The following is a 25388-nucleotide window of genomic DNA, read 5'->3' as shown; positions in this document are numbered from 1 at the left end:
CTCTGCCCGGAGAGGGTTAGTAGTTCCAGCGATAACGCTGCAAGTCGATTTGCCCGCTTCCCGATACCATCACACCTTCTGCCAGTAATGCCTGTCGCTGACGCTGTAAATCCGGCCCGGTTAGCGAAATTGTGCCATGGCGATTAACCACCCGGTGCCAGGGTAAGGTGCTGCCTTCAGGGAGACGCTTTAACACACCGCCCACCTGGCGCGCGGCGCGGGGCGATCCCGCCAGTTTCGCCACATCACCGTAAGTGGTGACATAGCCTTCGGGAATAGCGGCGACGATTTGCCAGACGCGTTGGGGAAATGAATCTTCTTTTTCCATCTTTTCTTCCTGAGGTAATTTTTCAGCATAATCTGGAAAAACGCCCGAGTGAAGTCGCATTGCGCAAGAAACCAGCATCTGGCACGCAATGGGTTGCAATTAGCCGGGGCAGCAGTGATAATGCGCCTGCGCGTTGGTTTTCAACGCTCTCAATGGGGGCTCTGTTGGTTCTCCCGCAACGCTACTCTGTTTACTAGGTCAGGTCCGGAAGGAAGCAGCCAAGGCAGATGACGCGTGTGCCGGGATGTAGCTGGCAGGGCCCCCCCCCATTTCTGCCTCCCACCGTTTCGTCAAAAAATCCCAGCATGGCTAAACTTTAACCACAACTGACGTCGCAAGAATTGTCTGGCTGCGCAGTACGCTTCGGAGGTATGTCTGATGAAGTATGTTGATGGTTTTGTGGTTGCCGTTCCTGCCGATAAAAAGGATGCCTATCGGGAAATGGCCGCTAAGGCCGCGCCATTGTTTAAAGAGTTTGGCGCGCTTCGTATTGTCGAATGCTGGGCCAGCGATGTACCGGATGGCAAAGTGACCGATTTTCGTATGGCGGTGAAAGCGGAAGAGAATGAAGAGGTTGTCTTTAGCTGGATTGAATACCCTTCAAAAGAGGTCCGCGACGCAGCTAATCAAAAGATGATGTCGGACCCACGGATGAAAGAGTTCGGCGAGTCCATGCCGTTTGACGGCAAGCGAATGATCTATGGCGGATTCGAGTCAATCATCGACGAATAGGTAGCGTGACGGGCTGTGCGGCGTGCCGTCAGCCCAAAAATTCACAAATGTTGCTCGGCCCAGCGTAAGAAATCTTCTTTCGGTAATGCCTTGCTGTAGAGCCAGCCCTGACCGTAGTGCACGCCATGCTGGCGTAGCCACTCTTCTTGTTTACTGGTTTCGATTCCCTCCGCTACCATTTTCAGTTTCAGTGTTTTTGCCATTTCGATGATATGCGGCGTGACATTTTTATATTCCAGCGCATCAACGAAAGATTTATCGATCTTCAGAATGTCGACATCCAGATCCTGTAAATAACTTAAACTTGAATACCCCGTACCAAAATCATCAAGATAAATTTCATGGCCCGCCTCCCGGTAGCGAGAAATTATCGGGGCGCTGGTTTTCGGATCGGCAAACTCGCGTTCAGTGAGTTCAAGCGCGATCTGTCTGGGATTAACCTGATAGTGATTGATCATTTCACGCAGCAATTGCGGGATTTTTTCCGAGGTGAGCACGGTGGATTCAAGATTGATCGAAATATGCTGCTGTGGATGCTGACGCAAGCAGTCGCCCATATCTTCAAAGACGCTTCTTATAATCAGTAGCGTCAATGGCTCAGAAAGGCCCGTTTGCTGTGCCAGCGGAATAAAACTATCTGGTGACAACCAACTACCGTCTGTCTGCGGCCAGCGCGCCAGTGCCTCAGCACCGACAATTTTGCCATTGGCTAAGGAGACAATCGGCTGATAGTGCACGCAAATATCACGATGTTCGATAGCATCCTGCAGCCGATGATGCGGTGACTGGATACGGCGCAAAATACGCAGCACAAACATCGCTGCCAGCAGGCCAATCACCAACCCGAGCGGTAACCAAATAAAGACTTGCCGATGCCAGCCTTTCTGCAACATTTTCGTTGAAGCCCAGGTGATGATCGAAATATTCATCTCCGGGAAGGGCAGGATATCGTAAATGATCCCATTATTTTCGATATGCTCACCGGGTGTTTTTTGTAGCCTGGTAATAATTCCCTGAGCAATTTCATCGCTGCTGGTTATGACAACGTTATGGGCATTGCCAATAATGGCGGCATCAATTTGCCATGAGCTATAGGGAATGACATCAATAAAGGAAGCGGGGTCGATCATGACGACATAATGTGCCGTTCCCATGGCGACCATGTAACGGATAATGCCTAAATCGTTATGCGATGTTAACCAGACACGATAACCATCTTTCGAAATTTTACCTGGCTCGGGAAAGGTATCGGGCGGACTTTCATGCTCCAGAGACGAACACTGGAGAACGTTGTTATCGATATAAACCACTTCCTGAATATAGCGATAACTGTATTTCCATGAGATGGGCTTCGCTACAGGCAGCGCCTTGCCATCTTTCCAGCTCCTGCAGCGCATCTTTCCCTTGTGTCGCCACCTTATTGGCTCGAATAGCGACGCGGGAGGAATAGGTATCCAGCTCTTCAATAAACGATGTTTCTACCTGCTGATGGGCCAGCCAGATGCTTAAGCCGACAGGCAGCAATACTGAAAGAATCAGTACTCCCGAAATAAGGCCGACCAGATGTCGTGTTCTCACCAGCATATCCTTATTAACACAGTGTAGGGAAAGTATATCTGATTGTGGAAAAAGGCTGGCAGGAGATAAGGAGGTAGAGCTGGTATTTCATGAAGTGATGGGTGGAAACGATCATTGTCATTTGACCAGGCGCAGAGCTTTACGCCTGGTATGTAACCCTAACTTAAGATGTTGATTCGGCGCGAGCGAGGGTAAAAATATCGTAAAAAGACAGTTCACCTTTACGGACGATCATTTTTTGCAGTTGTTCCTTATGAACATCCGCGACACGCGGAGAGTTCAAGATGGCTTCAACCAGCGCGGCAGGTACAAAGCGCGTGTTGTACCATTCGCCGTTATAGCAAACGCGGAAATCCAGCACGTCGATATCTTCATAGCGGTAGCGTGGGTAGACATCGAAAAAGAAGAAACCATTAAGCAGGATAAATAATACAACCAGTAGCCAGACAGAGCCTGACAGCGTTTCGGACTGCAACATCACCGCCAGGGTGGCAAAAAAAGCAACGTACATACCGATAAACAGCCCCGGATGTTTACGGATAAAACTGATACTAAAGCGGGGTTTGTTGTCGCGTTTTTCGCGGGTATTCAGAGACTCAATCGTTTCGGTCAGCAGGCGTTGTATTTCGGTCATCGTTTGCCTTCGTGGTATCTGCAACTTTCCAGGGAACACCCTATTTTAACGTGGGAATAGTAGAGGGGAAGTAACAGATCTACCACAATTTTGCATAACAGTTGCGAAAAACCGATTACAATTTTTTAATTATTCTGGCTGGATTACCGCCCACGACAACGTTGTCCGGGACACCTTTTGTGACAACTGCACCTGAAGCTACCACGACGTTATCACCAATGGTCACACCAGGGTTAATGACCGCGCGTCCGCCAATCCAGACGTTATTACCGATGGTGACGGGTTTCCCCAGTTCAGCACCGCTATTACGTGCTACAGGGTCGATGGGATGTGTTGCCGTGTAGATATGAACGCCTGGTGCCAACATACAGTTATCACCGATGCGAATAGGGCAGACATCAAGCATCACGCAATCGAAGTTGGCGAAAAAATTATTGCCGAGAAAAATGTTATAGCCATAATCACAGCGAAACGTTGGCTCAATATAAGCCTCTGTCACCTGACCGAATAAATCAGCGAGAATTTGCTGGCGTAATGTGTGCTCTTCCGCCAGGGAATGATTGTATCGGTGAATAAGCTGACGAGCGCGCAGGCGATCGCGAGATAACGTCTCATCTGCCGAGCGATACAACTCACCAGCAATCATCTTTTCTTTTTCTGTGCTCATTACTGACCTCCGGTTGCTGAAAATGCGGCAACACAGTAAGACGAAAAGTCAGTGAAGAGAACGTTCTCATTACATCTGTGTGATAAAGATCACATAGGGTATGTCTTCATGGCGAAAAAGTATAAAATTCTTAATAAACAGCCGGTTATAGCTCCGAAAGCGAATTATTTATTAGCGAATAAATTTCCATACTGAGGAAGGGATCTTGTCGTACAGTTTATTCATGGTCAATTCGGCGAGGCGGTGATCTGCGGCTGAGTAAAATACCGCCAGTTCATTATCTGATAATTCGTATTTATTTTTCTCGATAACACGCTCCAGCGTGTCAATTGTCTGGCAACGACGTAAACGCATTAAATAATCGGTTTTTGTTAAAGGTTTTTCGGACATACTTCTACCCATGGTTGTAATAATTCTAACAAGATAAACTCGCAGGATTCTCTTTCGTCGCATTGACAAAACAACGGAATAGTCGATTACCTGACTTCCGCCATTTCTGAAGAGCCTGCATATTAATACCATAACTGCTGAACAACATAAAGGTGTCATCCAGATATTCGTCGATCTGCTCAATGAGCTTATTGTCTTCATTATACTTAATTTTGTAATTAAGTGCGAAGGTCGCAATATGCTCAATCAGTTCATTCAACTGGAGGTTGATCGCCGAGGTTGGGTCGTTAACCCAGCCATGATTGCTTTCTTCAAGGTTTGCAAGACAGTCATGATACATGGGTTTCACAGAGAAACTTAAGCTGTGCGATATCATGTCTTTTGGGTGAGTATTCATCCATAACGCGTCCCCTTCTTAGTGGTTGAACTAACGGACACCTTTCGGGATGGAAAAAACTTACTGACCTGGACTTGCCCTCTCGTTTGTTAGCTTAACTATAAGCCACTCTTTGCAGGTTTTCATCGCATTATTACGAAACATTACAATTAGGAAGGAATCGGGACAGGACTCACTTTTTCATACTAGCACTAACCCGCAGCAGGTAAAAGCAGTTTGCTCGAACTGTTCATAACATTTCAGGATTATCGCCAGATGAAATTGGTGACACTAATACCAGGATTGCTCTGAATATGACGTAATAACCGAGGAATGAATAAAGAATTACCGCAAATAATTAAGAATAGCCTCTAAATGATTATGGATTATTAAATCTATTAGCGCTACTTAATATAAATTAACTAACAATCAGTATTTTTTATGAATTTTATACGTGGTTAATACTGGTTTTCGTATGAGATCCTGAGTTGGTAGTTCAATTACTCCTTAATGTTCGTAGGTTATGCATAAAAAAGGCCGCTTACGCGGCCTTAGTGATTACATGTTGTATCAATGATGATCGACAGTATGGCTGTGCTCGATATCTTCATTCTTGCGGCTAAAGCGGCGGCGAACCACCACAAAGAATACCGGAACGAAGAAGATTGCCAGTACCGTTGCGGTCACCATCCCGCCCATTACACCGGTACCTACTGCGTTCTGCGCGCCGGAACCAGCACCAGTACTGATAACCAGCGGCATAACGCCGAGGATAAACGCCAGCGAGGTCATCAGGATCGGACGTAAACGCATCCGCACCGCATCAAGCGTCGCTTCAATCAGACCTTTACCTTCTTTATCCATCAAGTCTTTGGCGAATTCGACGATAAGTATCGCGTTCTTCGCCGACAACCCAATGGTTGTGAGCAGTCCTACTTGGAAGTAAACGTCATTGGTCAGGCCACGGAAGGTGGCAGCCAGCAACGCACCGATAACCCCCAGCGGAACGACCAGCATAACGGAGAACGGAATCGACCAGCTCTCGTACAGCGCCGCCAGACACAGGAATACGACAATCAACGAAATCGCGTACAGTGAAGGTGCCTGGTTGCCGGAGAGACGTTCCTGATAGGACATCCCCGTCCAGTCATAGCCAACACCGGTAGGCAGTTTGCTCGCCAGTTGTTCCATCAGCTCCATTGCTTCACCGGTACTTTTACCCGGTGCCGCCTGGCCTAAGATTTCCATGGATGGCAGGCCGTTGTAACGTTCCAGACGCGGCGAACCGTACTCCCAACGAGAAGAGGAGAACGCCGAGAATGGCACCATCTGACCATCAGCAGCACGAACATACCAGTCGGCGATATCATCCGGCAGCATACGGTATTTCGCTTCTGACATGACGTAAACTTTCTTCACACGACCGCGGTCGATAAAGTCGTTCACATAGCTACCGCCCCATGCAGCGCCCAGAGTGGTGTTAATGTCGTTGATAGAAACACCCAGCGCCTGCGCTTTTTCCTGGTCGATATCAATCTTAAACTGCGGGGTATCTTCCAGACCGTTTGGACGTACGCTGGTCAGCATATCAGGGTGCTTCGCTGCTTCTGCAAGCAGCTGGTTACGCGCCTGAGTCAGTTTTTCGTGACCAAGGCCAGCCTGGTCAATCAGCTCAAAGTCAAAGCCGGTTGCAGTACCCAGTTCCACGATTGCGGGCAGGTTAAAGGCGAAAACCATCGCATCTTTGATTTGCGAGAAAGCGCGTGTTGCACGCATGGTAATCGCTTCAACTTTGTTTTCTTCGCCCGGACGATCGGCCCAGTCCTTCAAGGAAACGAACGCAATACCGGTATTCTGACCACGTCCCGCAAAGCCGAAGCCGTTAACGGCGAACACCGACTCAACGTTGTTCTTTTCTTTGGTCAGATAGTAATGCGTTACCTCATTGAGCACTTTCTGCGTACGTTCCTGCGTTGCACCTGCTGGCAGCTGAACCATGGTCATAAATACGCCCTGGTCCTCATCTGGCAAGAAGGAGCTTGGCAGACGCACGAACAGATAGGCCATGCCGACCACGATGATCAGATACAGCACCAGGTAACGCCCCGTACTGCGCAGAATACCGCCTACGCTGTCGGTGTAGTGGTGCGTGCTCTTCTCGAACATGCGGTTAAACCAGCCGAAGAAGCCTTTTTTACCTTCCCCGTGATCGCCTTTGGCAATCGGTTTCAGCATGGTGGCACAAAGAGCCGGAGTCAGGATCAACGCTACCAGTACCGACAGCGCCATTGCTGAAACAATGGTAATAGAGAACTGACGATAGATAGCACCAGTAGAACCGCCAAAGAAGGCCATCGGTACGAATACCGCCGACAGTACCATCGCGATACCGACCAGAGCGCCCTGAATCTGCCCCATCGACTTACGGGTAGCTTCTTTTGGCGGCAAACCTTCTTCCGCCATAACACGCTCCACGTTTTCTACCACAACGATAGCGTCATCCACCAACAAGCCGATGGCGAGCACCATCCCGAACATTGTTAGCGTGTTTATCGAGAAGCCAAAGGCGGCAAGGACGGCAAAGGTCCCGAGCAATACCACCGGTACGGCAATGGTCGGAATCAACGTCGCGCGGAAGTTCTGCAGGAACAGATACATAACCAGGAACACGAGGATGATCGCTTCGACCAGCGTTTTAACCACTTCGTGAATAGAGATTTTCACGAACGGCGTGGTGTCGTACGGGTAAACAATTTTCAGACCCGACGGGAAGAACGGTTCCATCTTCGCCAGTTCAGCACGGATTGCCGCAGCGGTATCCAGCGCGTTTGCACCGGTCGCCAGCTTGATCCCCAGACCGGAAGCCGGTTGGCCGTTAAACTCTGCGATGATGTCGTAGTTCTCACCACCTAGCTCAATCTTCGCCACATCACGCAGCAGTACGCGGGAACCATCCTGATTCACTTTCAGCAGGATTTTGCCGAACTCTTCAGTAGAGGTCAGACGCGTCTGAGCAATAATAGAGGCGTTAAGCTGTTGGCCTTTCACCGGCGGCGTACCACCGAGCTGACCCGCCGCAACCTGGGCGTTCTGCGCTTTGATGGCGGTAATGACATCAACCGGCGTTAGCTGGAATTTGTTCAGCTCATTCGGGTTCATCCAGATACGCATCGCGTACTGTGAACCGAACAACTGAACATCACCCACGCCCGACGTACGGCTGATGGCATCTTTCATATTCGCCGCTACGTAGTCAGAGATATCCTCCTGCGTCATGGTGCCATCGGTGTTGATAACGGCGACAACCATCAGGAAGCTGCTGGATGATTTCTCAACGCTCACCCCTTGCTGCTGAACTTCTTGCGGCAGCAACGGCATCGCCAGCTGCAGTTTGTTCTGCACCTGAACCTGCGCGATATCCGCATCAGTACCAGACTCAAAGGTCAGGGTGATCTGCACGGTACCCGTGGAGTCACTGTTAGAGGACATGTACATCAGGTTATCGATACCGTTCATATTCTGTTCGATAACCTGTGTCACCGTGTCCTGCACTGTTTTCGCATCAGCGCCGGGGTAGGAGGCGGAGATCGTTACTGCCGGCGGTGTAATCGTAGGATATTGCGCCACCGGCAGTTTGAGGATCGCCAGCCCCCCTGCCAACATGATGATAATGGCGATCACCCACGCAAAAATCGGGCGATCGATAAAGAAATTAGGCATGTCTTAACGGCTCCTGTTTAAGTTAAGACTTGGACTGTTCAGGCTGAGCACCGCTTGTGGCTTGCTGGTTATTATCAGCGGTAACTTCTTGTGCTTTTACCTGGACACCAGGACGCACTTTCTGCAGCCCACTTATTACTACGCGATCGCCTGCTTTCAGACCTTCTGTCACCAACCACTTATCGCCAATAGCCTGGCTTGCAACGATCGGACGGGTTTCCACTTTGTCATCCGCGCCAACTACCAGTACGGTGGCATCACCACGCGGCGTACGGGTTACGCCCTGTTGCGGGACTAAAATAGCGTTTGGATTAAGCCCTTCTTCCAGACGTGCGCGCACGAACATACCCGGCAGCAGAGTGTGATCCGGGTTCGGGAAGATAGCGCGTAGGGTGATAGACCCAGTGGTCTGATCAACGGTAACGTCAGAGAATTCCAGCGTACCGTCCTGCGGGAACTTAATGCCGTCACTGGTGATCAGCGACACTTTGGCTTTGCCGTTCTCTTGTTTCAGCGTGCCATTCGCCAGTTCCTGTTTCAGGCGCAGGAAGTCGTTGCTGGACTGGGTCACATCAACGTAGATCGGATCAAGTTGCTGCACGGTTGCCAGCGCAGTCGCCTGACCGTTCTGTACCAATGCGCCTTCCGTCACGTTCGACTTACCAATGCGACCGCTAATCGGAGAGGTGACTTTGGTGTAAGCCAGATTGATCCGCGCAGTTTCAACGGCAGCTTTCGCCGCACTTACCGCAGCATTCGCCTGTTGCGCATCAGCCAGAGCCTGATCGTACCCTTGCTTACTGATGTACTGAGTACCGAGCAGTTTCTGATAACGATTCACCGTCAATTGCGCGATATTGGCTGCAGCCTGGGCTTTCGCCAGATCACCTTTCGCACTGTCGTATGTCGCCTGATAGGTCGCAGGATCAATCTGATAGAGAGAGACACCAGCTTCGATGTCGCTACCTTCTTTGAAATTACGCTTCAGGATAATCCCGCTAACTTGAGGACGAACTTCTGCGATCCGGTAGGCACTGGTGCGACCTGGAAGCTCGGTTGTGATCTGCAGAGGTTCAGTTTTGACTGTTACTACGCCAACGGCGGGCATCTGCTGGCCACCTTGTTGGGCCTGTTTGTCGTCACATCCTGTTAGGGCTAAGCTGCCTGAGAGCATCAGAACGACCGCCAGAGGCGTAAACCCTCTGTTTTTGTTCATATGTAAACCTCGAGTGTCCGATTTCAAATTGGTCAATGGTCAAAAGTTAATAACCCCATTGCTGCGTTTATATTATCGTCGTGCTATGGTACATACATTCACAAATGTATGTAAGTCTAACGCCTGTAAATTCACGAACATATGGCACGAAAAACCAAACAAGAAGCGCAAGAAACGCGCCAACACATCCTCGATGTGGCTCTACGTCTTTTCTCACAGCAGGGGGTATCATCCACCTCGCTGGGCGAGATTGCAAAAGCAGCTGGCGTTACGCGCGGTGCAATCTACTGGCATTTTAAAGACAAGTCGGATTTGTTCAGTGAGATCTGGGAACTGTCAGAATCCAATATTGGTGAACTAGAGCTTGAGTATCAGGCAAAATTCCCTGGCGATCCACTCTCAGTATTAAGAGAGATATTAATTCATGTTCTTGAATCCACGGTGACAGAAGAACGACGTCGATTATTGATGGAGATTATATTCCACAAATGCGAATTTGTCGGAGAAATGGCTGTTGTGCAACAGGCACAACGTAATCTCTGTCTGGAAAGTTATGACCGTATAGAACAAACGTTAAAACATTGTATTGAAGCGAAAATGTTGCCTGCGGATTTAATGACGCGTCGGGCAGCAATTATTATGCGCGGCTATATTTCCGGCCTGATGGAAAACTGGCTCTTTGCCCCGCAATCTTTTGATCTTAAAAAAGAAGCCCGCGATTACGTCGCCATCTTACTGGAGATGTATCTCCTGTGCCCCACGCTTCGTAATCCTGCCACTAACGAATAACCCTGAATCTGACTCCAGGATTTTTCTTGGACATTTTCGTCGTTGCTATTCTGGTTCACTGCGTCGTGATATTCTTGCGGTTTGACTTTTTCAGGTCGTTCTTCAGGTTCAGAAACCTTCATTCATCATGACTATGTTCCAGTATTACAAACGATCACGACATTTTGTTTTTTCAGCATTTATTGCTTTTGTTTTTGTCTTGTTATGCCAGAACACGGCGTTTGCGCGGGCGTCATCGAATGGTGATCTGCCGACAAAAGCGGACCTGCAGGCGCAACTTGACTCACTAAATAAACAAAAAGATCTTTCTGCTCAGGACAAACTGGTGCAGCAGGATCTGACAGATACATTAGCCACCCTCGATAAAATCGATCGCATAAAAGAAGAGACAGTTCAGCTACGGCAAAAAGTCGCTGAAGCGCCGGAAAAAATGCGCCAGGCGACCGCGGCGTTAACAGCACTTAGCGATGTCGATAACGACGAAGAAACGCGCAAAATTCTGAGTACGCTTTCGTTGCGCCAGCTGGAAACTCGCGTTGCCCAGGCGCTGGACGATTTGCAAAACGCACAAAACGATCTGGCGTCTTATAACAGCCTGCTGGTTTCGTTACAGACGCAGCCCGAACGCGTGCAAAATGCGATGTATAACGCTTCGCAGCAGCTGCAACAAATTCGCAGTCGTCTGGATGGGACTGATGTCGGCGAGACTGCCTTACGTCCCAGCCAGAAAGTGTTAATGCAGGCTCAGCAGGCGTTGCTGAATGCGGAGATTGACCAGCAGCGTAAAAGCCTGGAAGGGAACACCGTCTTGCAGGATACCTTGCAAAAGCAACGTGATTACGTGACGGCGAACAGCGCCCGTCTGGAGCACCAGTTGCAGCTGTTGCAAGAAGCGGTAAACAGCAAGCGCCTGACTTTAACTGAAAAAACGGCGCAGGAAGCCGTCTCCCCGGATGAAGCCGCGCGTATTCAGGCTAATCCGCTGGTGAAACAGGAACTGGAAATTAACCAGCAGTTAAGTCAGCGTCTGATTACCGCGACTGAAAACGGTAATCAGTTGATGCAGCAAAACATTAAAGTCAAAAACTGGCTGGAGCGGGCGCTGCAATCGGAACGCAATATTAAAGAGCAGATTGCCGTCCTGAAGGGCAGCCTGCTGTTGTCTCGTATCCTTTACCAGCAACAACAAACGCTGCCCTCGGCGGATGAACTGGAAAACATGACCAACCGCATCGCGGATTTGCGTCTCGAACAGTTTGAAGTTAACCAGCAGCGTGATGCACTCTTCCAGAGCGATGCGTTCGTCAACAAACTGGAAGAAGGTCACACCAACGAAGTCAACAGCGAAGTTCACGATGCGTTATTGCAAGTGGTTGATATGCGTCGCGAATTGCTGGATCAACTCAACAAACAGTTGGGTAACCAGCTGATGATGGCCATTAACCTGCAAATCAACCAGCAGCAGTTAATGAGCGTATCGAAAAACCTGAAATCCATCCTGACTCAGCAAATCTTTTGGGTGAACAGTAACCGTCCAATGGACTGGGACTGGATCAAAGCGTTCCCGCAAAGCCTGAAAGATGAATTTAAGTCGATGAAAATCACGGTGAACTGGGAAAAAGCCTGGCCTGCCGTTTTTATCGCTTTCCTCGCCGGTTTGCCGCTGCTGTTGATTGCCGGGCTGATCCACTGGCGTCTGGGCTGGCTGAAAGCGTATCAACAGAAACTGGCTTCCGCTGTGGGTTCCCTGCGTAACGATAGCCAGCTCAACACACCAAAAGCGATCCTTATCGACCTGATCCGCGCGCTGCCGGTGTGCCTGATTATTCTCGCGGTTGGCCTGATTCTGTTGACCATGCAGCTCAACATCAGCGAACTGCTATGGTCGTTCAGTAAAAAACTGGCGATTTTCTGGCTGGTGTTTGGCCTGTGCTGGAAGGTACTGGAGAAAAATGGCGTTGCCGTGCGTCACTTCGGCATGCCGGAGCAGCAGACCAGCCACTGGCGTCGGCAAATTGTCCGCATCAGTCTCGCGTTGCTGCCTATCCATTTCTGGTCTGTGGTGGCAGAACTTTCCCCGCTGCATCTGATGGATGATGTGCTGGGGCAGGCGATGATTTTCTTCAACCTGCTGCTGATTGCCTTCCTGGTATGGCCAATGTGCCGCGAAAGCTGGCGTGATAAAGAGTCGCACACCATGCGACTAGTCACCATTACCGTGCTGTCGATTATCCCGATTGCATTGATGGTGCTGACTGCCACGGGTTATTTCTACACCACGCTGCGCCTCTCCGGGCGTTGGATTGAAACCGTTTATCTGGTGATCATCTGGAACTTGCTCTACCAGACGGTATTGCGCGGCTTAAGCGTAGCGGCGCGGCGTATCGCCTGGCGTCGTGCGCTGGCGCGTCGGCAGAATCTGGTGAAAGAGGGCGCAGAAGGTGCCGAACCGCCGGAAGAACCCACCATTGCACTGGAGCAAGTTAACCAGCAGACGCTGCGTATTACCATGTTGCTGATGTTTGCGCTGTTCGGTGTCATGTTCTGGGCAATTTGGTCCGATTTGATCACCGTGTTCAGCTATCTCGACAGCATCACGCTCTGGCATTACAACGGCACTGAAGCTGGCGCTGCGGTGGTGAAAAACGTCACCATGGGCAGTCTGTTGTTTGCGATTATCGCCTCAATGGTGGCCTGGGCGTTGATTCGCAACCTGCCTGGTTTACTGGAAGTGCTGGTGCTCTCGCGACTGAATATGCGCCAGGGCGCGTCGTATGCCATTACTACCATCCTTAACTACATCATTATTGCCGTTGGTGCGATGACGGTGTTCGGATCGCTGGGCGTCTCTTGGGATAAACTCCAGTGGCTGGCCGCAGCATTATCCGTAGGTCTTGGTTTTGGTTTACAAGAAATTTTCGGTAACTTCGTCTCCGGTTTGATCATTCTGTTCGAACGTCCGGTGCGTATTGGCGATACGGTAACCATTGGTAGCTTCTCGGGGACGGTAAGTAAGATCCGTATTCGTGCGACAACGATTACCGATTTCGATCGCAAAGAAGTGATCATCCCGAACAAAGCGTTTGTTACCGAGCGTCTGATCAACTGGTCGTTGACTGACACTACTACGCGTCTGGTGATCCGTCTCGGCGTGGCCTATGGCTCCGATCTGGAAAAAGTGCGTAAAGTGTTACTGAAGGCGGCGACTGAGCACCCAAGGGTGATGCACGAACCAATGCCGGAAGTCTTCTTTACGGCATTTGGTGCCAGCACGTTGGATCATGAGCTGCGTCTGTATGTGCGTGAACTGCGTGACCGTAGCCGTACTGTCGATGAGCTGAACCGTACTATCGATCAGCTGTGCCGTGAAAACGACATCAACATTGCCTTTAACCAGCTTGAAGTGCATCTGCACAACGAGAAGGGCGATGAGGTGACGGAAGTAAAACGCGACTACAAAGGCGACGATCCGACACCAGCGGTTGGGTAATAACCAAAGGGGGCGACATTTAGTTGCCCCGAGATTACTGACAAAGTGCGCGTTGTTCATGCCGGATGCGGCGTGACCGCCTTATCCGGCCTACGAAACCGCAAGAATTCAATATATTGCAGGAGCGGTGTAGGCCTGATAAGCGTAACGCATCAGGCAGTTTTGCGTTTGCCCGCAATCTTAGGGGACATTTAGCGGCCCCATTTATTTCTCACTTTTCTGCCTCATCATCGTGCGTTAATTTCTTTTCATAATCACGCTTTACAATATCCAGCGCGCGCAGCACGGTACTGGCAGGGATCTGATTTTCCTCCAGCAGCACAATCAAATCGACAGCCAGTTTGACATCGTCAGGGGCATTTTCAAGTGACATACTCTTTCCATTGCTAGCGGGTTAAGCGCGCTAGCCTGTTTTCGATTTTTTCCAGCGCATGGCGGCAGCGTGCCAGGCGCGCTTCATAGGCTTCCACTTCACGATGCAGCGTTTGCTGTTCCACGAGATCGGTCACCCGCGCCAGGCGGACTCTGCGTTCGGCAACCATCTCACGTAGCCGCCGCTCAAAATCCTGATGCTGAATACGTTTACGCTGCCAGCGGGCAATTTTCGGTGGCGCACTGTCCCACTCGCGCAATGACCAGGCGGAGGCTTCACGCGCGATGGCTTCCAGTTGTGCCGCCAGATGTTCCGCCAGCCAGGCCACTTGCGGCAGCTGTTGCTGCTCAACTGCATGACGAAGCGCAGCCAGATTATCGCCCGCCTCGTCGAGACAAGCCTGTAGTGTTGTCGCACGAGTCTGAAAAAGATGCCTGTCGAAACGAGCACTTAGCGTGGCGAACTGTGACACCGGGGCACAACGCTGACGCAGCGTAGCGAGCTGTCCTTCCAGTTTTTCCAGCAGCAGGGCGGTTTTCACGATAAGACCTCAATGAAAATGATAATTGTTATGCTAAAGTAGCCACTCTGTAAGCTGACAACACTCAATATGCAACGAATCATTTTAATCATCATTGGCTGGCTGGCGGTAGTGCTGGGTACGCTGGGCGTGGTATTACCGGTATTACCGACGACGCCGTTTATCCTGCTGGCGGCCTGGTGCTTTGCCCGTTCTTCCCCGCGCTTTCACGCCTGGTTGCTGTACCGCTCATGGTTTGGCAGCTATCTACGTTTCTGGCAGAAACATCATGCGATGCCGCGCGGCGTCAAACCGCGGGCGATTTTGCTTATTTTGCTCACGTTTGCCATTTCTCTGTGGTTCGTCCAGATGCCATGGGTGCGCATCATGTTGCTGGTAATTCTCGCCTGTTTGCTTTTCTATATGTGGCGAATTCCGGTGATTGATGAAAAGCAAGAAAAGCACTGAAGCACAACAATCGCAGTTGCAATTATTGCGTACAGCCAGTACATTCTGGCGTTTTCGAGCACAGGCGCAGGCGGTCAAAGGTTAAACAACAGTTACTTTTGATACGTTTAAAACGCGCCGTGAGTACCACCGTAACAAGCAGGCATACACTTATGACCGCGACTGCACAGCAGCTTGAGTATCTCAAAAATAGCATCAAAAGCATTCAGGACTACCCAAAACCCGGCATTCTTTTCCGCGATGTCACCAGCTTACTGGAAGACCCGAAAGCTTACGCTCTCAGCATCGACTTGCTGGTTGAGCGTTACAAAAATGCGGGCATTACCAAAGTTGTCGGCACCGAAGCGCGTGGCTTCTTGTTTGGCGCTCCGGTAGCTCTGGGTCTGGGCGTTGGCTTTGTACCGGTCCGTAAACCGGGCAAACTGCCGCGTGAAACCATCAGTGAAAATTACGACCTGGAATACGGCACCGATCAGCTGGAAATCCACGTTGATGCCATCAAACCGGGCGACAAAGTTCTGGTGGTGGACGATCTGCTGGCAACCGGCGGCACTATCGAAGCGACCGTTAAACTGATCCGTCGTCTGGGTGGTGAAGTGGCTGACGCTGCGTTCATTATCAACCTGTTCGATCTCGGCGGCGAACAGCGTCTCGAAAAACAGGGCATTACCAGCTACAGCCTTGTCCCGTTCCCGGGCCATTAATTATCGCCAGTCTTGTGCTGCCCACGCTACGGACAGCACAAGATGTGCATTCAGCCTCGCCGTTCTGACGGGGCTGTGTTAGCATTACCCCTTCGTGAATCCACCTTCCAGCGTTTCAGAGCCTGCCAATGAGTTATCAGGTTTTAGCCCGAAAATGGCGCCCACAAACCTTTGCTGACGTCGTCGGCCAGGAACATGTGCTGACCGCACTGGCGAACGGCTTGTCGTTAGGGCGTATTCATCATGCTTATCTTTTTTCCGGCACCCGTGGCGTCGGAAAAACCTCTATCGCCCGACTGCTGGCGAAGGGGCTAAACTGCGAAACCGGCATTACCGCGACGCCGTGCGGCGTGTGCGATAACTGTCGTGAAATCGAGCAGGGGCGCTTTGTCGATCTGATTGAAATCGACGCCGCCTCGCGCACCAAAGTTGAAGATACCCGCGACCTGCTGGATAACGTCCAGTACGCTCCGGCGCGTGGTCGTTTCAAAGTTTATCTGATCGACGAAGTGCATATGCTGTCGCGCCACAGCTTTAACGCACTGTTAAAAACCCTTGAAGAGCCGCCGGAGCACGTTAAGTTTCTGCTGGCGACGACCGATCCACAGAAATTGCCGGTGACGATTTTGTCACGCTGTCTGCAATTTCATCTCAAGGCGCTGGATGTCGAGCAAATTCGCCATCAGCTTGAGCACATCCTCAATGAAGAACATATCGCTCACGAGCCGCGGGCGCTGCAATTGTTGGCGCGCGCCGCTGAAGGCAGCCTGCGAGATGCCTTAAGTCTGACCGACCAGGCGATTGCCAGCGGTGACGGCCAGGTTTCAACCCAGGCGGTCAGTGCGATGCTGGGTACGCTTGACGACGATCAGGCGCTGTCGCTGGTTGAAGCGATGGTCGAGGGCAACGGCGAGCGCGTAATGGCACTGATTAATGAAGCCGCTGCCCGTGGTATCGAGTGGGAAGCGTTGCTGGTGGAAATGCTCGGCTTGTTGCATCGTATTGCGATGGTACAACTTTCGCCTGCTGCACTTGGCAACGACATGGCCGCCATCGAGCTGCGGATGCGTGAACTGGCGCGCACCATACCGCCGACGGATATTCAGCTTTACTATCAGACGCTGTTGATTGGTCGCAAAGAATTACCGTATGCGCCGGACCGCCGCATGGGCGTTGAGATGACGCTGCTGCGCGCGCTGGCGTTCCATCCGCGTATGCCGCTGCCTGAGCCAGAAGTGCCACGCCAGTCCTTTGCACCCGTCGCGCCAACGGCAGTAATGACGCCAACCCTGGTGCCGCCGCAATCAGCGCCGCAGCAGGCACCGACTGTACCGCTCCCGGAAACCACCAGCCAGGTGCTGGCGGCGCGCCAGCAGTTGCAGCGCGTGCAGGGAGCAACCAAAGCAAAAAAGAGTGAACCGGCAGCCGCTACCCGCGCGCGGCCGGTGAATAACGCTGCGCTGGAAAGACTGGCTTCGGTCACCGATCGCGTTCAGGCGCGTCCGGTGCCATCGGCGCTGGAAAAAGCGCCAGCCAAAAAAGAAGCGTATCGCTGGAAGGCGACCACTCCGGTGATGCAGCAAAAAGAAGTGGTCGCCACGCCGAAGGCGCTGAAAAAAGCGCTGGAACATGAAAAAACGCCGGAACTGGCGGCGAAGCTAGCGGCAGAAGCCATTGAGCGCGACCCGTGGGCGGCACAGGTGAGCCAACTTTCGCTACCAAAACTGGTCGAACAGGTGGCGTTAAATGCCTGGAAAGAGGAGAGCGACAACGCAGTATGTCTGCATTTGCGCTCCTCTCAGCGGCATTTGAACAACCGCGGTGCACAGCAAAAACTGGCTGAAGCGTTGAGCATGTTAAAAGGTTCAACGGTTGAACTGACTATCGTTGAAGATGATAATCCCGCGGTGCGTACGCCGCTGGAGTGGCGTCAGGCGATATACGAAGAAAAACTTTCGCAGGCGCGCGAGTCCATTATTGCGGATAATAATATTCAGACCCTGCGTCGGTTTTTCGATGCGGAGCTGGATGAAGAAAGTATCCGCCCCATTTGATCGTAAGCACAGCTTACGTTCGTCATCCTTAACGTGATTGAGAGAGAAACCTATGTTTGGTAAAGGCGGTCTGGGTAACCTGATGAAGCAAGCCCAGCAGATGCAAGAAAAAATGCAGAAAATGCAGGAAGAGATCGCGCAGCTGGAAGTTACCGGCGAATCTGGCGCAGGTCTGGTAAAAGTGACCATCAACGGTGCACACAACTGCCGTCGCGTAGAGATCGACCCGAGCCTGCTGGAAGACGACAAAGAGATGCTGGAAGACCTGGTGGCTGCAGCATTCAACGACGCAGCACGTCGTATTGAAGAAACGCAGAAAGAAAAAATGGCCTCTGTATCCTCCGGAATGCAGCTGCCGCCTGGCTTTAAGATGCCGTTCTGATGCAAACCAGCCCGCTGTTAACACAGCTTATGGAAGCACTGCGCTGTCTGCCGGGCGTTGGCCCGAAGTCGGCGCAGCGTATGGCGTTCACGCTGCTTCAGCGCGATCGTAGCGGCGGGATGCGTCTGGCGCAGGCGCTCACCCGGGCGATGTCGGAAATCGGCCACTGCGCCGATTGCCGCACTTTCACCGAACAGGAAGTCTGTAACATCTGTTCGAATCCGCGTCGTCAGGAAAACGGTCAAATCTGTGTGGTGGAGAGTCCGGCGGACATCTACGCCATTGAGCAGACGGGGCAGTTTTCTGGTCGTTATTTTGTGTTGATGGGGCATCTGTCACCGCTGGACGGCATCGGTCCGGATGATATCGGGCTTGATCGTCTGGAACAGCGTCTGGCAGAGGAAAAAATCACTGAAGTGATCCTCGCCACCAATCCCACGGTTGAAGGTGAAGCTACCGCTAACTACATTGCCGAGCTTTGCGCGCAATATGACGTGGAAGCCAGCCGAATCGCTCATGGCGTACCGGTTGGCGGCGAACTGGAAATGGTCGATGGCACCACGCTGTCACACTCCCTCGCCGGGCGTCATAAGATTCGTTTTTAAGCAAACGAGAGCAGGAGCACCTGCTCTCGCTTGAAATTATTCTCCCTTGTCCCCATCTCTCCCTCATCCTGTTTTTAACCTTAAAATGGCATTATTGAGGTAGACCTACATGAAAGGACAAGAAACTCGTGGTTTTCAGTCAGAAGTGAAACAGCTTCTGCACCTGATGATCCATTCTCTCTATTCCAATAAAGAAATCTTCCTGCGTGAGCTTATCTCTAACGCCTCCGATGCGGCGGACAAGCTGCGTTTCCGTGCGCTATCTAACCCGGACCTGTACGAAGGTGATGGCGAACTGCGCGTTCGTGTCTCTTTCGATAAAGACAAGCGCACGCTGACCATCTCCGATAACGGCGTGGGGATGACCCGCGACGAAGTGATTGACCATCTGGGGACTATCGCTAAATCCGGTACCAAATCATTCCTCGAATCCCTGGGTTCTGACCAGGCGAAAGACAGCCAGCTGATCGGTCAGTTTGGTGTTGGTTTCTACTCTGCGTTTATCGTGGCCGACAAAGTGACCGTGCGTACTCGCGCGGCAGGCGAAAAACCAGAAAACGGCGTCTTCTGGGAATCGGCTGGCGAAGGTGAATATACCGTTGCCGACATCACCAAAGAAGATCGTGGTACTGAAATCACCCTGCATCTGCGTGAAGGCGAAGACGAGTTCCTCGATGACTGGCGCGTGCGTTCCATCATCAGCAAATACTCCGACCATATCGCGCTGCCGGTAGAGATCGAAAAACGCGAAGAGAAAGATGGCGAAACCGTTATCTCCTGGGCAAAAATCAACAAAGCGCAGGCGCTGTGGACTCGTAACAAGTCGGAAATCACCGATGAAGAGTATAAAGAGTTCTACAAACACATCGCCCACGACTTTAACGATCCGCTGACCTGGAGCCACAACCGCGTTGAAGGTAAGCAGGAGTACACCAGCCTGCTGTACATCCCGTCCCAGGCTCCATGGGATATGTGGAACCGTGATCATAAACACGGCCTGAAACTGTACGTTCAACGCGTGTTTATCATGGACGACGCTGAACAGTTCATGCCGAACTATCTGCGCTTCGTGCGTGGTCTGATTGACTCCAGCGATCTGCCGCTGAACGTTTCCCGTGAAATCCTCCAGGACAGCACGGTAACGCGTAACCTGCGCAATGCGCTGACCAAGCGTGTGCTGCAAATGCTGGAAAAACTGGCGAAAGACGACGCGGAAAAATACCAGACCTTCTGGCAACAGTTTGGCCTGGTACTGAAAGAAGGTCCGGCGGAAGATTTCGCTAACCAGGAAGCGATCGCCAAACTGCTGCGTTTTGCTTCTACTTATACCGATTCTTCTGCGCAGACCGTGTCTCTGGAAGACTACGTTTCCCGCATGAAAGAAGGGCAGGAGAAAATCTACTACATCACTGCAGACAGCTATGCGGCAGCGAAGAGCAGCCCGCACCTGGAACTGCTGCGTAAGAAAGGCATCGAAGTTCTGCTGCTTTCCGACCGCATCGATGAGTGGATGATGAACTATCTGACTGAGTTCGACGGTAAACCGTTCCAGTCGGTGTCTAAAGTTGACGAGTCGCTGGAAAAACTGGCTGACGAAGTTGATGAGAGCGCGAAAGAAGCGGAGAAAGCACTGACTCCGTTCATCGACCGCGTGAAAGCTCTGCTCGGCGAGCGCGTGAAAGATGTCCGTCTGACTCACCGTCTGACCGATACGCCAGCGATCGTTTCGACCGACGCGGACGAAATGAGCACTCAGATGGCGAAACTGTTCGCTGCGGCGGGCCAGAAAGTGCCAGAAGTGAAATACATCTTCGAACTGAACCCGGATCACGTACTGGTGAAACGTGCGGCAGATACTGAAGATGAAGCCAAGTTCAGCGAGTGGGTAGAACTGCTGCTGGATCAGGCGCTGCTGGCAGAACGCGGCACGCTGGAAGATCCGAACCTGTTTATTCGTCGTATGAACCAGCTGCTGGTTTCCTGATGTCATGCCGGATGACCTTTGTGTCATCCGGCATTTTTCTTTTCATCATCTGCACTTTCCGCAAATTATCTCGCCATTAACCGTTTCAGCCTCAGGTGCCTTTCTTGAGGCAATCGCCTGTTGGTGGTATCGTTTATCGCTTTTTCAAAAAAATCGACACATTTTAAGGGGATTTTCGCAATGCGTATCATTCTGCTTGGCGCTCCGGGCGCGGGGAAAGGGACTCAGGCTCAGTTCATCATGGAGAAATATGGTATTCCGCAAATCTCCACTGGCGATATGCTGCGTGCTGCGGTCAAATCTGGCTCCGAGCTGGGTAAACAAGCAAAAGACATTATGGATGCTGGCAAACTGGTCACCGACGAACTGGTGATCGCGCTGGTTAAAGAGCGCATTGCTCAGGAAGACTGCCGTAATGGTTTCCTGTTGGACGGCTTCCCGCGTACCATTCCGCAGGCAGACGCGATGAAAGAAGCGGGCATCAATGTTGATTACGTTCTGGAATTCGACGTACCGGACGAACTGATTGTTGATCGTATCGTAGGCCGCCGCGTTCATGCGCCGTCTGGTCGTGTTTATCACGTTAAATTCAATCCGCCGAAAGTAGAAGGCAAAGACGACGTTACCGGTGAAGAACTGACTACCCGTAAAGACGATCAGGAAGAAACCGTGCGTAAACGTCTGGTTGAATACCATCAGATGACTGCACCGCTGATCGGCTACTACTCCAAAGAAGCGGAAGCGGGTAACACCAAATACGCGAAAGTTGACGGTACCAAGCCGGTTGCTGAAGTTCGCGCTGATCTGGAAAAAATCCTCGGCTAATCAAGCCGCAGCAGATCTGCTTTCGGGCAGGTCTGCTCATCCACCTCAGGCAATACCTCTCACAGCAATTAGTTCTTCTTCCTCACTTTTCCGCTACAATTATCAACAAGTTGAATCGATAAGAGGCGGTAATGCGTCAGACTAAAACCGGTATCCTGCTGGCAAACCTGGGTACGCCCGATGCCCCCACACCTGAAGCGGTAAAACGCTATCTGAAACAATTTTTAAGCGACAGACGCGTGGTTGATACCTCACGGTTGTTATGGTGGCCGTTGCTGCGCGGCGTGATTTTGCCGCTGCGCTCGCCGCGTGTGGCGAAGCTGTACGCCTCTGTCTGGATGGAAGACGGCTCGCCGCTGATGGTTTACAGCCGCCAGCAACAGCAGGCGTTGGCACAACGTTTACCGGATACGCCAGTGGCGCTGGGCATGAGCTACGGCTCGCCATCACTGGAAAGCGCCGTCGATGAACTCCTGGCAGAGCATGTAGATCATATTGTGGTGCTGCCGCTTTATCCGCAATTCTCCTGTTCTACGGTCGGTGCGGTATGGGATGAACTGGCACGCATTCTGGCGCGCAAACGTAGCATTCCGGGGATATCGTTTATTCGTGATTACGCCGATAACCACGATTACATTAATGCACTGGCGAACAGCGTACGCGCTTCTTTTGCCAAACATGGCGAACCGGATCTGCTGCTGCTCTCTTATCATGGCATTCCCCAGCGTTATGCAGATGAAGGCGATGATTACCCGCAACGTTGCCGCACAACGACTCGCGAACTGGCTTCCGCACTGGGGATGGCACCGGAAAAAGTGATGATGACCTTTCAGTCGCGCTTTGGCCGGGAACCCTGGCTGATGCCTTATACCGACGAAACGCTGAAAATGCTCGGAGAAAAAGGCGTAGGTCATATACAGGTGATGTGCCCGGGCTTTGCTGCGGATTGTCTGGAGACGCTGGAAGAGATTGCCGAGCAAAACCGTGAGGTCTTCCTCGGTGCGGGCGGGAAAAAATATGAATATATTCCAGCGCTTAATGCCACGCCGGAACATATCGAAATGATGGCTAATCTTGTTGCCGCGTATCGCTAAAGCTGAGCGGTAAAGAACTGAGCGCCGTCGCGAAGAGCCTCGTCGGCGGTTTTCATCATCCGTGAATAATGCAAAAAGGCATGCAGCGTACCTGGGTAGAGTTTGAACTCACAGGGCTGCTGATGCGCCGCTAACGTCTGGTAAAGCAGACGGCTGTCATCCAGCAGCGGATCGAACTCCGCCCCGGCAATAAAACAGGGCGGAACTTCGCGAGTGAGATCATTATTAAACAGACAGTAATACGGTGACTCGCGGTCCGCGTCGTTGCTTAAATACGCCTCTTCATACATCTGCAAATCCTGTTGCGTTAAGCCATCCCAGACACCGCCCAACAGACGACGAGTCACGGAATCCCGTAATCCGTAAAGCCCATACCACAGCAAAACACCCGCAATTTTACCGCAATCGATCTGTTTATCACGCAACCACAACGCACTGGCGAGCGCCAGCATGGCACCTGCGGAATCACCGGCAAAGCCAATGCGGGACATATTGATTTGATAATCCTCCGCCTGCTGGTGGAAATAACAACAAGCAGCCACAATTTCCTCTATCGCTTGTGGAAAACGCGCTTCAGGTGAAAGGGTGTAATCAATACCAATCACCGTACATTGGCTGTAGCTTGCCAGCAGGCGCATGATGCGATCGTGGGTATCGAGATTGCCGAGAATAAAACCGCCTCCATGCAAATAAAATAGCGTCGCCGGGCTATCTGGCTGCGGACAAAAGAGACGTGTTTCCACCTGCCCATATTTTGTTGGAACCATGTAAGCTCTGGTTGCCATTTCTGGAGCGCCCGCATTCCAGAATCGGCGCTCAAGCGTGTAATACTGTCGTTGCTCAGCAATCGTTCCCGTTGCGGGCCAGGACGGTAAATCCGGCTGAAGAGTATTCACAACGGTCTTCATTTCAGCAGAAATAAGGTCCAGAACAGGTAGTTTGTTTTCCGGCTTCATACAAAAACTCCTTTCAAATTACGTCATTGTAAGGAACCACTGCCATGAAAATGCGATCCCGCCTGCTGATATTGAAACTGGCTGCGTCTCGCGCGCTCCCGTCAGATTGTGTTAACATTCGCCGCTCAGTTAACCACCCGTAAAAACAACCATGAAATTTCCCGGTAAACGTAAATCCAAACATTACTTCCCTGTAAATGCACGCGATCCGCTGCTTCAGCAATTCCAGCCAGAAAACGAAACCAGCGCCGCCTGGGTCGTAGGTATTGACCAGACGCTGGTCGATATTGAAGCGAAAGTGGATGATGAATTCATTGAGCGTTATGGATTAAGCGCCGGGCATTCACTGGTGATTGAGGATGACGTAGCCGAAGCGCTTTATCAGGAGCTAAAACAGAAAAACCTGATTACCCATCAGTTTGCGGGTGGCACCATTGGTAACACCATGCACAACTACTCGGTGCTCGCGGACGACCGTTCGGTGCTGCTGGGCGTCATGTGCAGCAATATTGAAATTGGCAGTTATGCCTATCGTTACCTGTGTAACACTTCCAGCCGTACCGATCTTAACTATCTACAAGGCGTGGATGGTCCGATTGGTCGTTGCTTTACGCTGATTGGCGAGTCCGGGGAACGTACCTTTGCTATCAGTCCAGGCCACATGAACCAGCTGCGGGCTGAAAGCATTCCGGAAGATGTGATTGCCGGAGCCTCGGCACTGGTTCTCACCTCATATCTGGTGCGTTGCAAGCCGGGTGAACCCATGCCGGAAGCAACCATGAAAGCCATTGAGTACGCGAAGAAATATAACGTACCGGTGGTGCTGACGCTGGGCACCAAGTTTGTCATTGCCGAGAATCCGCAGTGGTGGCAGCAATTCCTCAAAGACCACGTTTCTATCCTTGCGATGAACGAAGATGAAGCCGAAGCGTTGACCGGAGAAAGCGATCCGTTGTTGGCATCTGACAAGGCGCTGGACTGGGTAGATCTGGTGCTGTGCACCGCCGGGCCAATCGGCTTGTATATGGCGGGCTTTACCGAAGACGAAGCGAAACGTAAAACCCAGCATCCGCTGCTGCCGGGCGCTATAGCGGAATTCAACCAGTATGAGTTTAGCCGCGCCATGCGCCACAAGGATTGCCAGAATCCGCTGCGTGTCTATTCGCACATTGCGCCGTACATGGGCGGGCCGGAAAAAATCATGAACACTAATGGAGCGGGGGATGGCGCATTGGCAGCGTTGCTGCATGACATTACCGCCAACAGCTACCATCGTAGCAACGTACCAAACTCCAGCAAACATAAATTCACCTGGTTAACTTATTCATCGTTAGCGCAGGTGTGTAAATATGCTAACCGTGTGAGCTATCAGGTACTGAACCAGCATTCACCTCGTTTAACGCGCGGCTTGCCGGAGCGTGAAGACAGCCTGGAAGAGTCTTACTGGGATCGTTAAGTTATCGTCGGTTCGTAGGCCAGATAAGGCGTTCACGCCGCATCTGG

The 25388-nt window shown here is 51.5% G+C and carries 21 protein-coding genes, 1 other RNA gene, 2 pseudogenes and 1 other annotated feature; of the genes and pseudogenes, 13 read left to right on the top strand and 11 right to left on the bottom strand.

Annotation, left to right across the window (positions count from 1 at the left end):
• Nucleotides 1-16: 16 nt before the first annotated feature.
• Nucleotides 17-328, bottom strand: a complete 312-nt coding sequence (locus tag ACUU1M_RS05340) for an MGMT family protein (RefSeq protein WP_000409911.1) — start codon at nucleotides 326-328, stop codon at nucleotides 17-19.
• A gap of 162 nt (nucleotides 329-490) precedes the next feature.
• Between ACUU1M_RS05340 and ffs the strand changes: the two genes are divergently transcribed.
• Together ffs and ACUU1M_RS05330 are read left to right on the top strand one after the other, a co-directional pair.
• Nucleotides 491-587: signal recognition particle sRNA small type (ffs, locus tag ACUU1M_RS05335), an RNA gene on the top strand.
• Nucleotides 588-706: 119 nt separating this feature from the next.
• Nucleotides 707-1060, top strand: coding sequence for a DUF1428 domain-containing protein (locus ACUU1M_RS05330; RefSeq protein WP_000878140.1), 354 nt, complete (start codon nucleotides 707-709; stop codon nucleotides 1058-1060).
• Between the two features lie 41 nt (nucleotides 1061-1101).
• Here ACUU1M_RS05330 and pdeB read toward each other — a convergent pair.
• The 7 genes and pseudogenes from pdeB to acrA form a co-directional block, all read right to left on the bottom strand.
• Nucleotides 1102-2638: pseudogene (pdeB, locus tag ACUU1M_RS05325) on the bottom strand (cyclic-guanylate-specific phosphodiesterase PdeB).
• Between the two features lie 163 nt (nucleotides 2639-2801).
• Nucleotides 2802-3272, bottom strand: a complete 471-nt coding sequence (locus ACUU1M_RS05320; RefSeq protein WP_000136192.1) for a YlaC family protein — start codon at nucleotides 3270-3272, stop codon at nucleotides 2802-2804.
• Between the two features lie 115 nt (nucleotides 3273-3387).
• Nucleotides 3388-3939 carry a maltose O-acetyltransferase gene (gene maa / locus ACUU1M_RS05315; protein ID WP_000102569.1) on the bottom strand — a complete coding sequence of 184 codons (552 nt, stop codon included), beginning with the start codon at nucleotides 3937-3939 and terminating at the stop codon, nucleotides 3388-3390.
• 171 nt (nucleotides 3940-4110) lie between these two features.
• Nucleotides 4111-4329, bottom strand: a complete 219-nt coding sequence (locus tag ACUU1M_RS05310) for an HHA domain-containing protein (RefSeq protein ID WP_001291435.1) — start codon at nucleotides 4327-4329, stop codon at nucleotides 4111-4113.
• A 25-nt stretch (nucleotides 4330-4354) separates the two neighbouring features.
• Nucleotides 4355-4730: pseudogene (tomB, locus tag ACUU1M_RS05305) on the bottom strand (Hha toxicity modulator TomB).
• A 545-nt stretch (nucleotides 4731-5275) separates the two neighbouring features.
• Complete coding sequence (gene acrB / locus ACUU1M_RS05300) at nucleotides 5276-8425, bottom strand: efflux RND transporter permease AcrB (protein WP_001132519.1); 3150 nt, start codon at nucleotides 8423-8425, stop codon at nucleotides 5276-5278.
• A gap of 22 nt (nucleotides 8426-8447) precedes the next feature.
• The gene (acrA, locus tag ACUU1M_RS05295; protein ID WP_024260739.1) at nucleotides 8448-9641 is read right to left on the bottom strand and encodes a multidrug efflux RND transporter periplasmic adaptor subunit AcrA; all 1194 of its coding nucleotides are present in this window, start codon (nucleotides 9639-9641) and stop codon (nucleotides 8448-8450) included.
• 141 nt (nucleotides 9642-9782) lie between these two features.
• Between acrA and acrR the strand changes: the two genes are divergently transcribed.
• Complete coding sequence (gene acrR / locus ACUU1M_RS05290) at nucleotides 9783-10430, top strand: multidrug efflux transporter transcriptional repressor AcrR (RefSeq protein WP_000101737.1); 648 nt, start codon at nucleotides 9783-9785, stop codon at nucleotides 10428-10430.
• Nucleotides 10431-10557: 127 nt separating this feature from the next.
• Nucleotides 10558-13920, top strand: coding sequence for a mechanosensitive channel MscK (gene mscK / locus ACUU1M_RS05285; RefSeq protein ID WP_000177714.1), 3363 nt, complete (start codon nucleotides 10558-10560; stop codon nucleotides 13918-13920).
• Between the two features lie 211 nt (nucleotides 13921-14131).
• On the opposite strand, the gene rsmS is transcribed toward mscK, so the two are convergent.
• Nucleotides 14132-14293 carry a pleiotropic regulatory protein RsmS gene (rsmS, locus tag ACUU1M_RS05280; RefSeq protein WP_000051152.1) on the bottom strand — a complete coding sequence of 54 codons (162 nt, stop codon included), beginning with the start codon at nucleotides 14291-14293 and terminating at the stop codon, nucleotides 14132-14134.
• Between the two features lie 13 nt (nucleotides 14294-14306).
• Nucleotides 14307-14834: a primosomal replication protein N'' gene (gene priC / locus ACUU1M_RS05275; protein WP_000844877.1), complete on the bottom strand. Its 528-nt coding sequence runs from the start codon at nucleotides 14832-14834 to the stop codon at nucleotides 14307-14309.
• Nucleotides 14835-14903: 69 nt separating this feature from the next.
• Here priC and ACUU1M_RS05270 point away from each other — a divergent pair, with 69 nt between their 5' ends.
• The 8 genes from ACUU1M_RS05270 (at nucleotide 14904) to hemH (ending at nucleotide 22929) form a co-directional block, all read left to right on the top strand.
• Nucleotides 14904-15281 carry a DUF454 family protein gene (locus ACUU1M_RS05270; RefSeq protein WP_001188905.1) on the top strand — a complete coding sequence of 126 codons (378 nt, stop codon included), beginning with the start codon at nucleotides 14904-14906 and terminating at the stop codon, nucleotides 15279-15281.
• Nucleotides 15282-15433: 152 nt separating this feature from the next.
• The gene (apt, locus tag ACUU1M_RS05265) at nucleotides 15434-15985 is read left to right on the top strand and encodes an adenine phosphoribosyltransferase (RefSeq protein ID WP_005052987.1); all 552 of its coding nucleotides are present in this window, start codon (nucleotides 15434-15436) and stop codon (nucleotides 15983-15985) included.
• A gap of 128 nt (nucleotides 15986-16113) precedes the next feature.
• Nucleotides 16114-18039, top strand: coding sequence for a DNA polymerase III subunit gamma/tau (gene dnaX, locus ACUU1M_RS05260; protein WP_449144649.1), 1926 nt, complete (start codon nucleotides 16114-16116; stop codon nucleotides 18037-18039).
• Nucleotides 17372-17436: a sequence feature (DnaX frameshifting element), on the top strand. It overlaps the preceding gene by 65 nt.
• A gap of 52 nt (nucleotides 18040-18091) precedes the next feature.
• The gene (locus ACUU1M_RS05255; RefSeq protein ID WP_000467098.1) at nucleotides 18092-18421 is read left to right on the top strand and encodes a YbaB/EbfC family nucleoid-associated protein; all 330 of its coding nucleotides are present in this window, start codon (nucleotides 18092-18094) and stop codon (nucleotides 18419-18421) included.
• Entirely contained in the window at nucleotides 18421-19026 is a 606-nt protein-coding gene (gene recR / locus ACUU1M_RS05250) for a recombination mediator RecR (RefSeq protein WP_001195025.1), read from the top strand. The genes ACUU1M_RS05255 and recR overlap by 1 nt, the downstream gene beginning before the upstream one ends.
• Nucleotides 19027-19135: 109 nt before the next feature.
• Nucleotides 19136-21010 (top strand): molecular chaperone HtpG, encoded by a 1875-nt coding sequence (gene htpG, locus ACUU1M_RS05245; protein WP_000678191.1) that lies wholly within the window; start codon nucleotides 19136-19138, stop codon nucleotides 21008-21010.
• Between the two features lie 180 nt (nucleotides 21011-21190).
• Nucleotides 21191-21835, top strand: coding sequence for an adenylate kinase (adk, locus tag ACUU1M_RS05240; protein ID WP_001220233.1), 645 nt, complete (start codon nucleotides 21191-21193; stop codon nucleotides 21833-21835).
• A 131-nt stretch (nucleotides 21836-21966) separates the two neighbouring features.
• Nucleotides 21967-22929, top strand: coding sequence for a ferrochelatase (gene hemH, locus ACUU1M_RS05235; protein WP_001250088.1), 963 nt, complete (start codon nucleotides 21967-21969; stop codon nucleotides 22927-22929).
• Here hemH and aes read toward each other — a convergent pair.
• The gene (aes, locus tag ACUU1M_RS05230; protein WP_000801838.1) at nucleotides 22926-23885 is read right to left on the bottom strand and encodes an acetyl esterase; all 960 of its coding nucleotides are present in this window, start codon (nucleotides 23883-23885) and stop codon (nucleotides 22926-22928) included. The genes hemH and aes overlap by 4 nt on opposite strands.
• Before the next feature lie 151 nt (nucleotides 23886-24036).
• Between aes and gsk the strand changes: the two genes are divergently transcribed.
• The gene (gene gsk, locus ACUU1M_RS05225; RefSeq protein WP_000671574.1) at nucleotides 24037-25341 is read left to right on the top strand and encodes an inosine/guanosine kinase; all 1305 of its coding nucleotides are present in this window, start codon (nucleotides 24037-24039) and stop codon (nucleotides 25339-25341) included.
• Nucleotides 25342-25388: the final 47 nt, after the last annotated feature.

Source organism: Shigella sp. SIG6, assembly GCF_053555815.1.
This window is presented reverse-complemented; position numbering and strand designations above follow the sequence as displayed.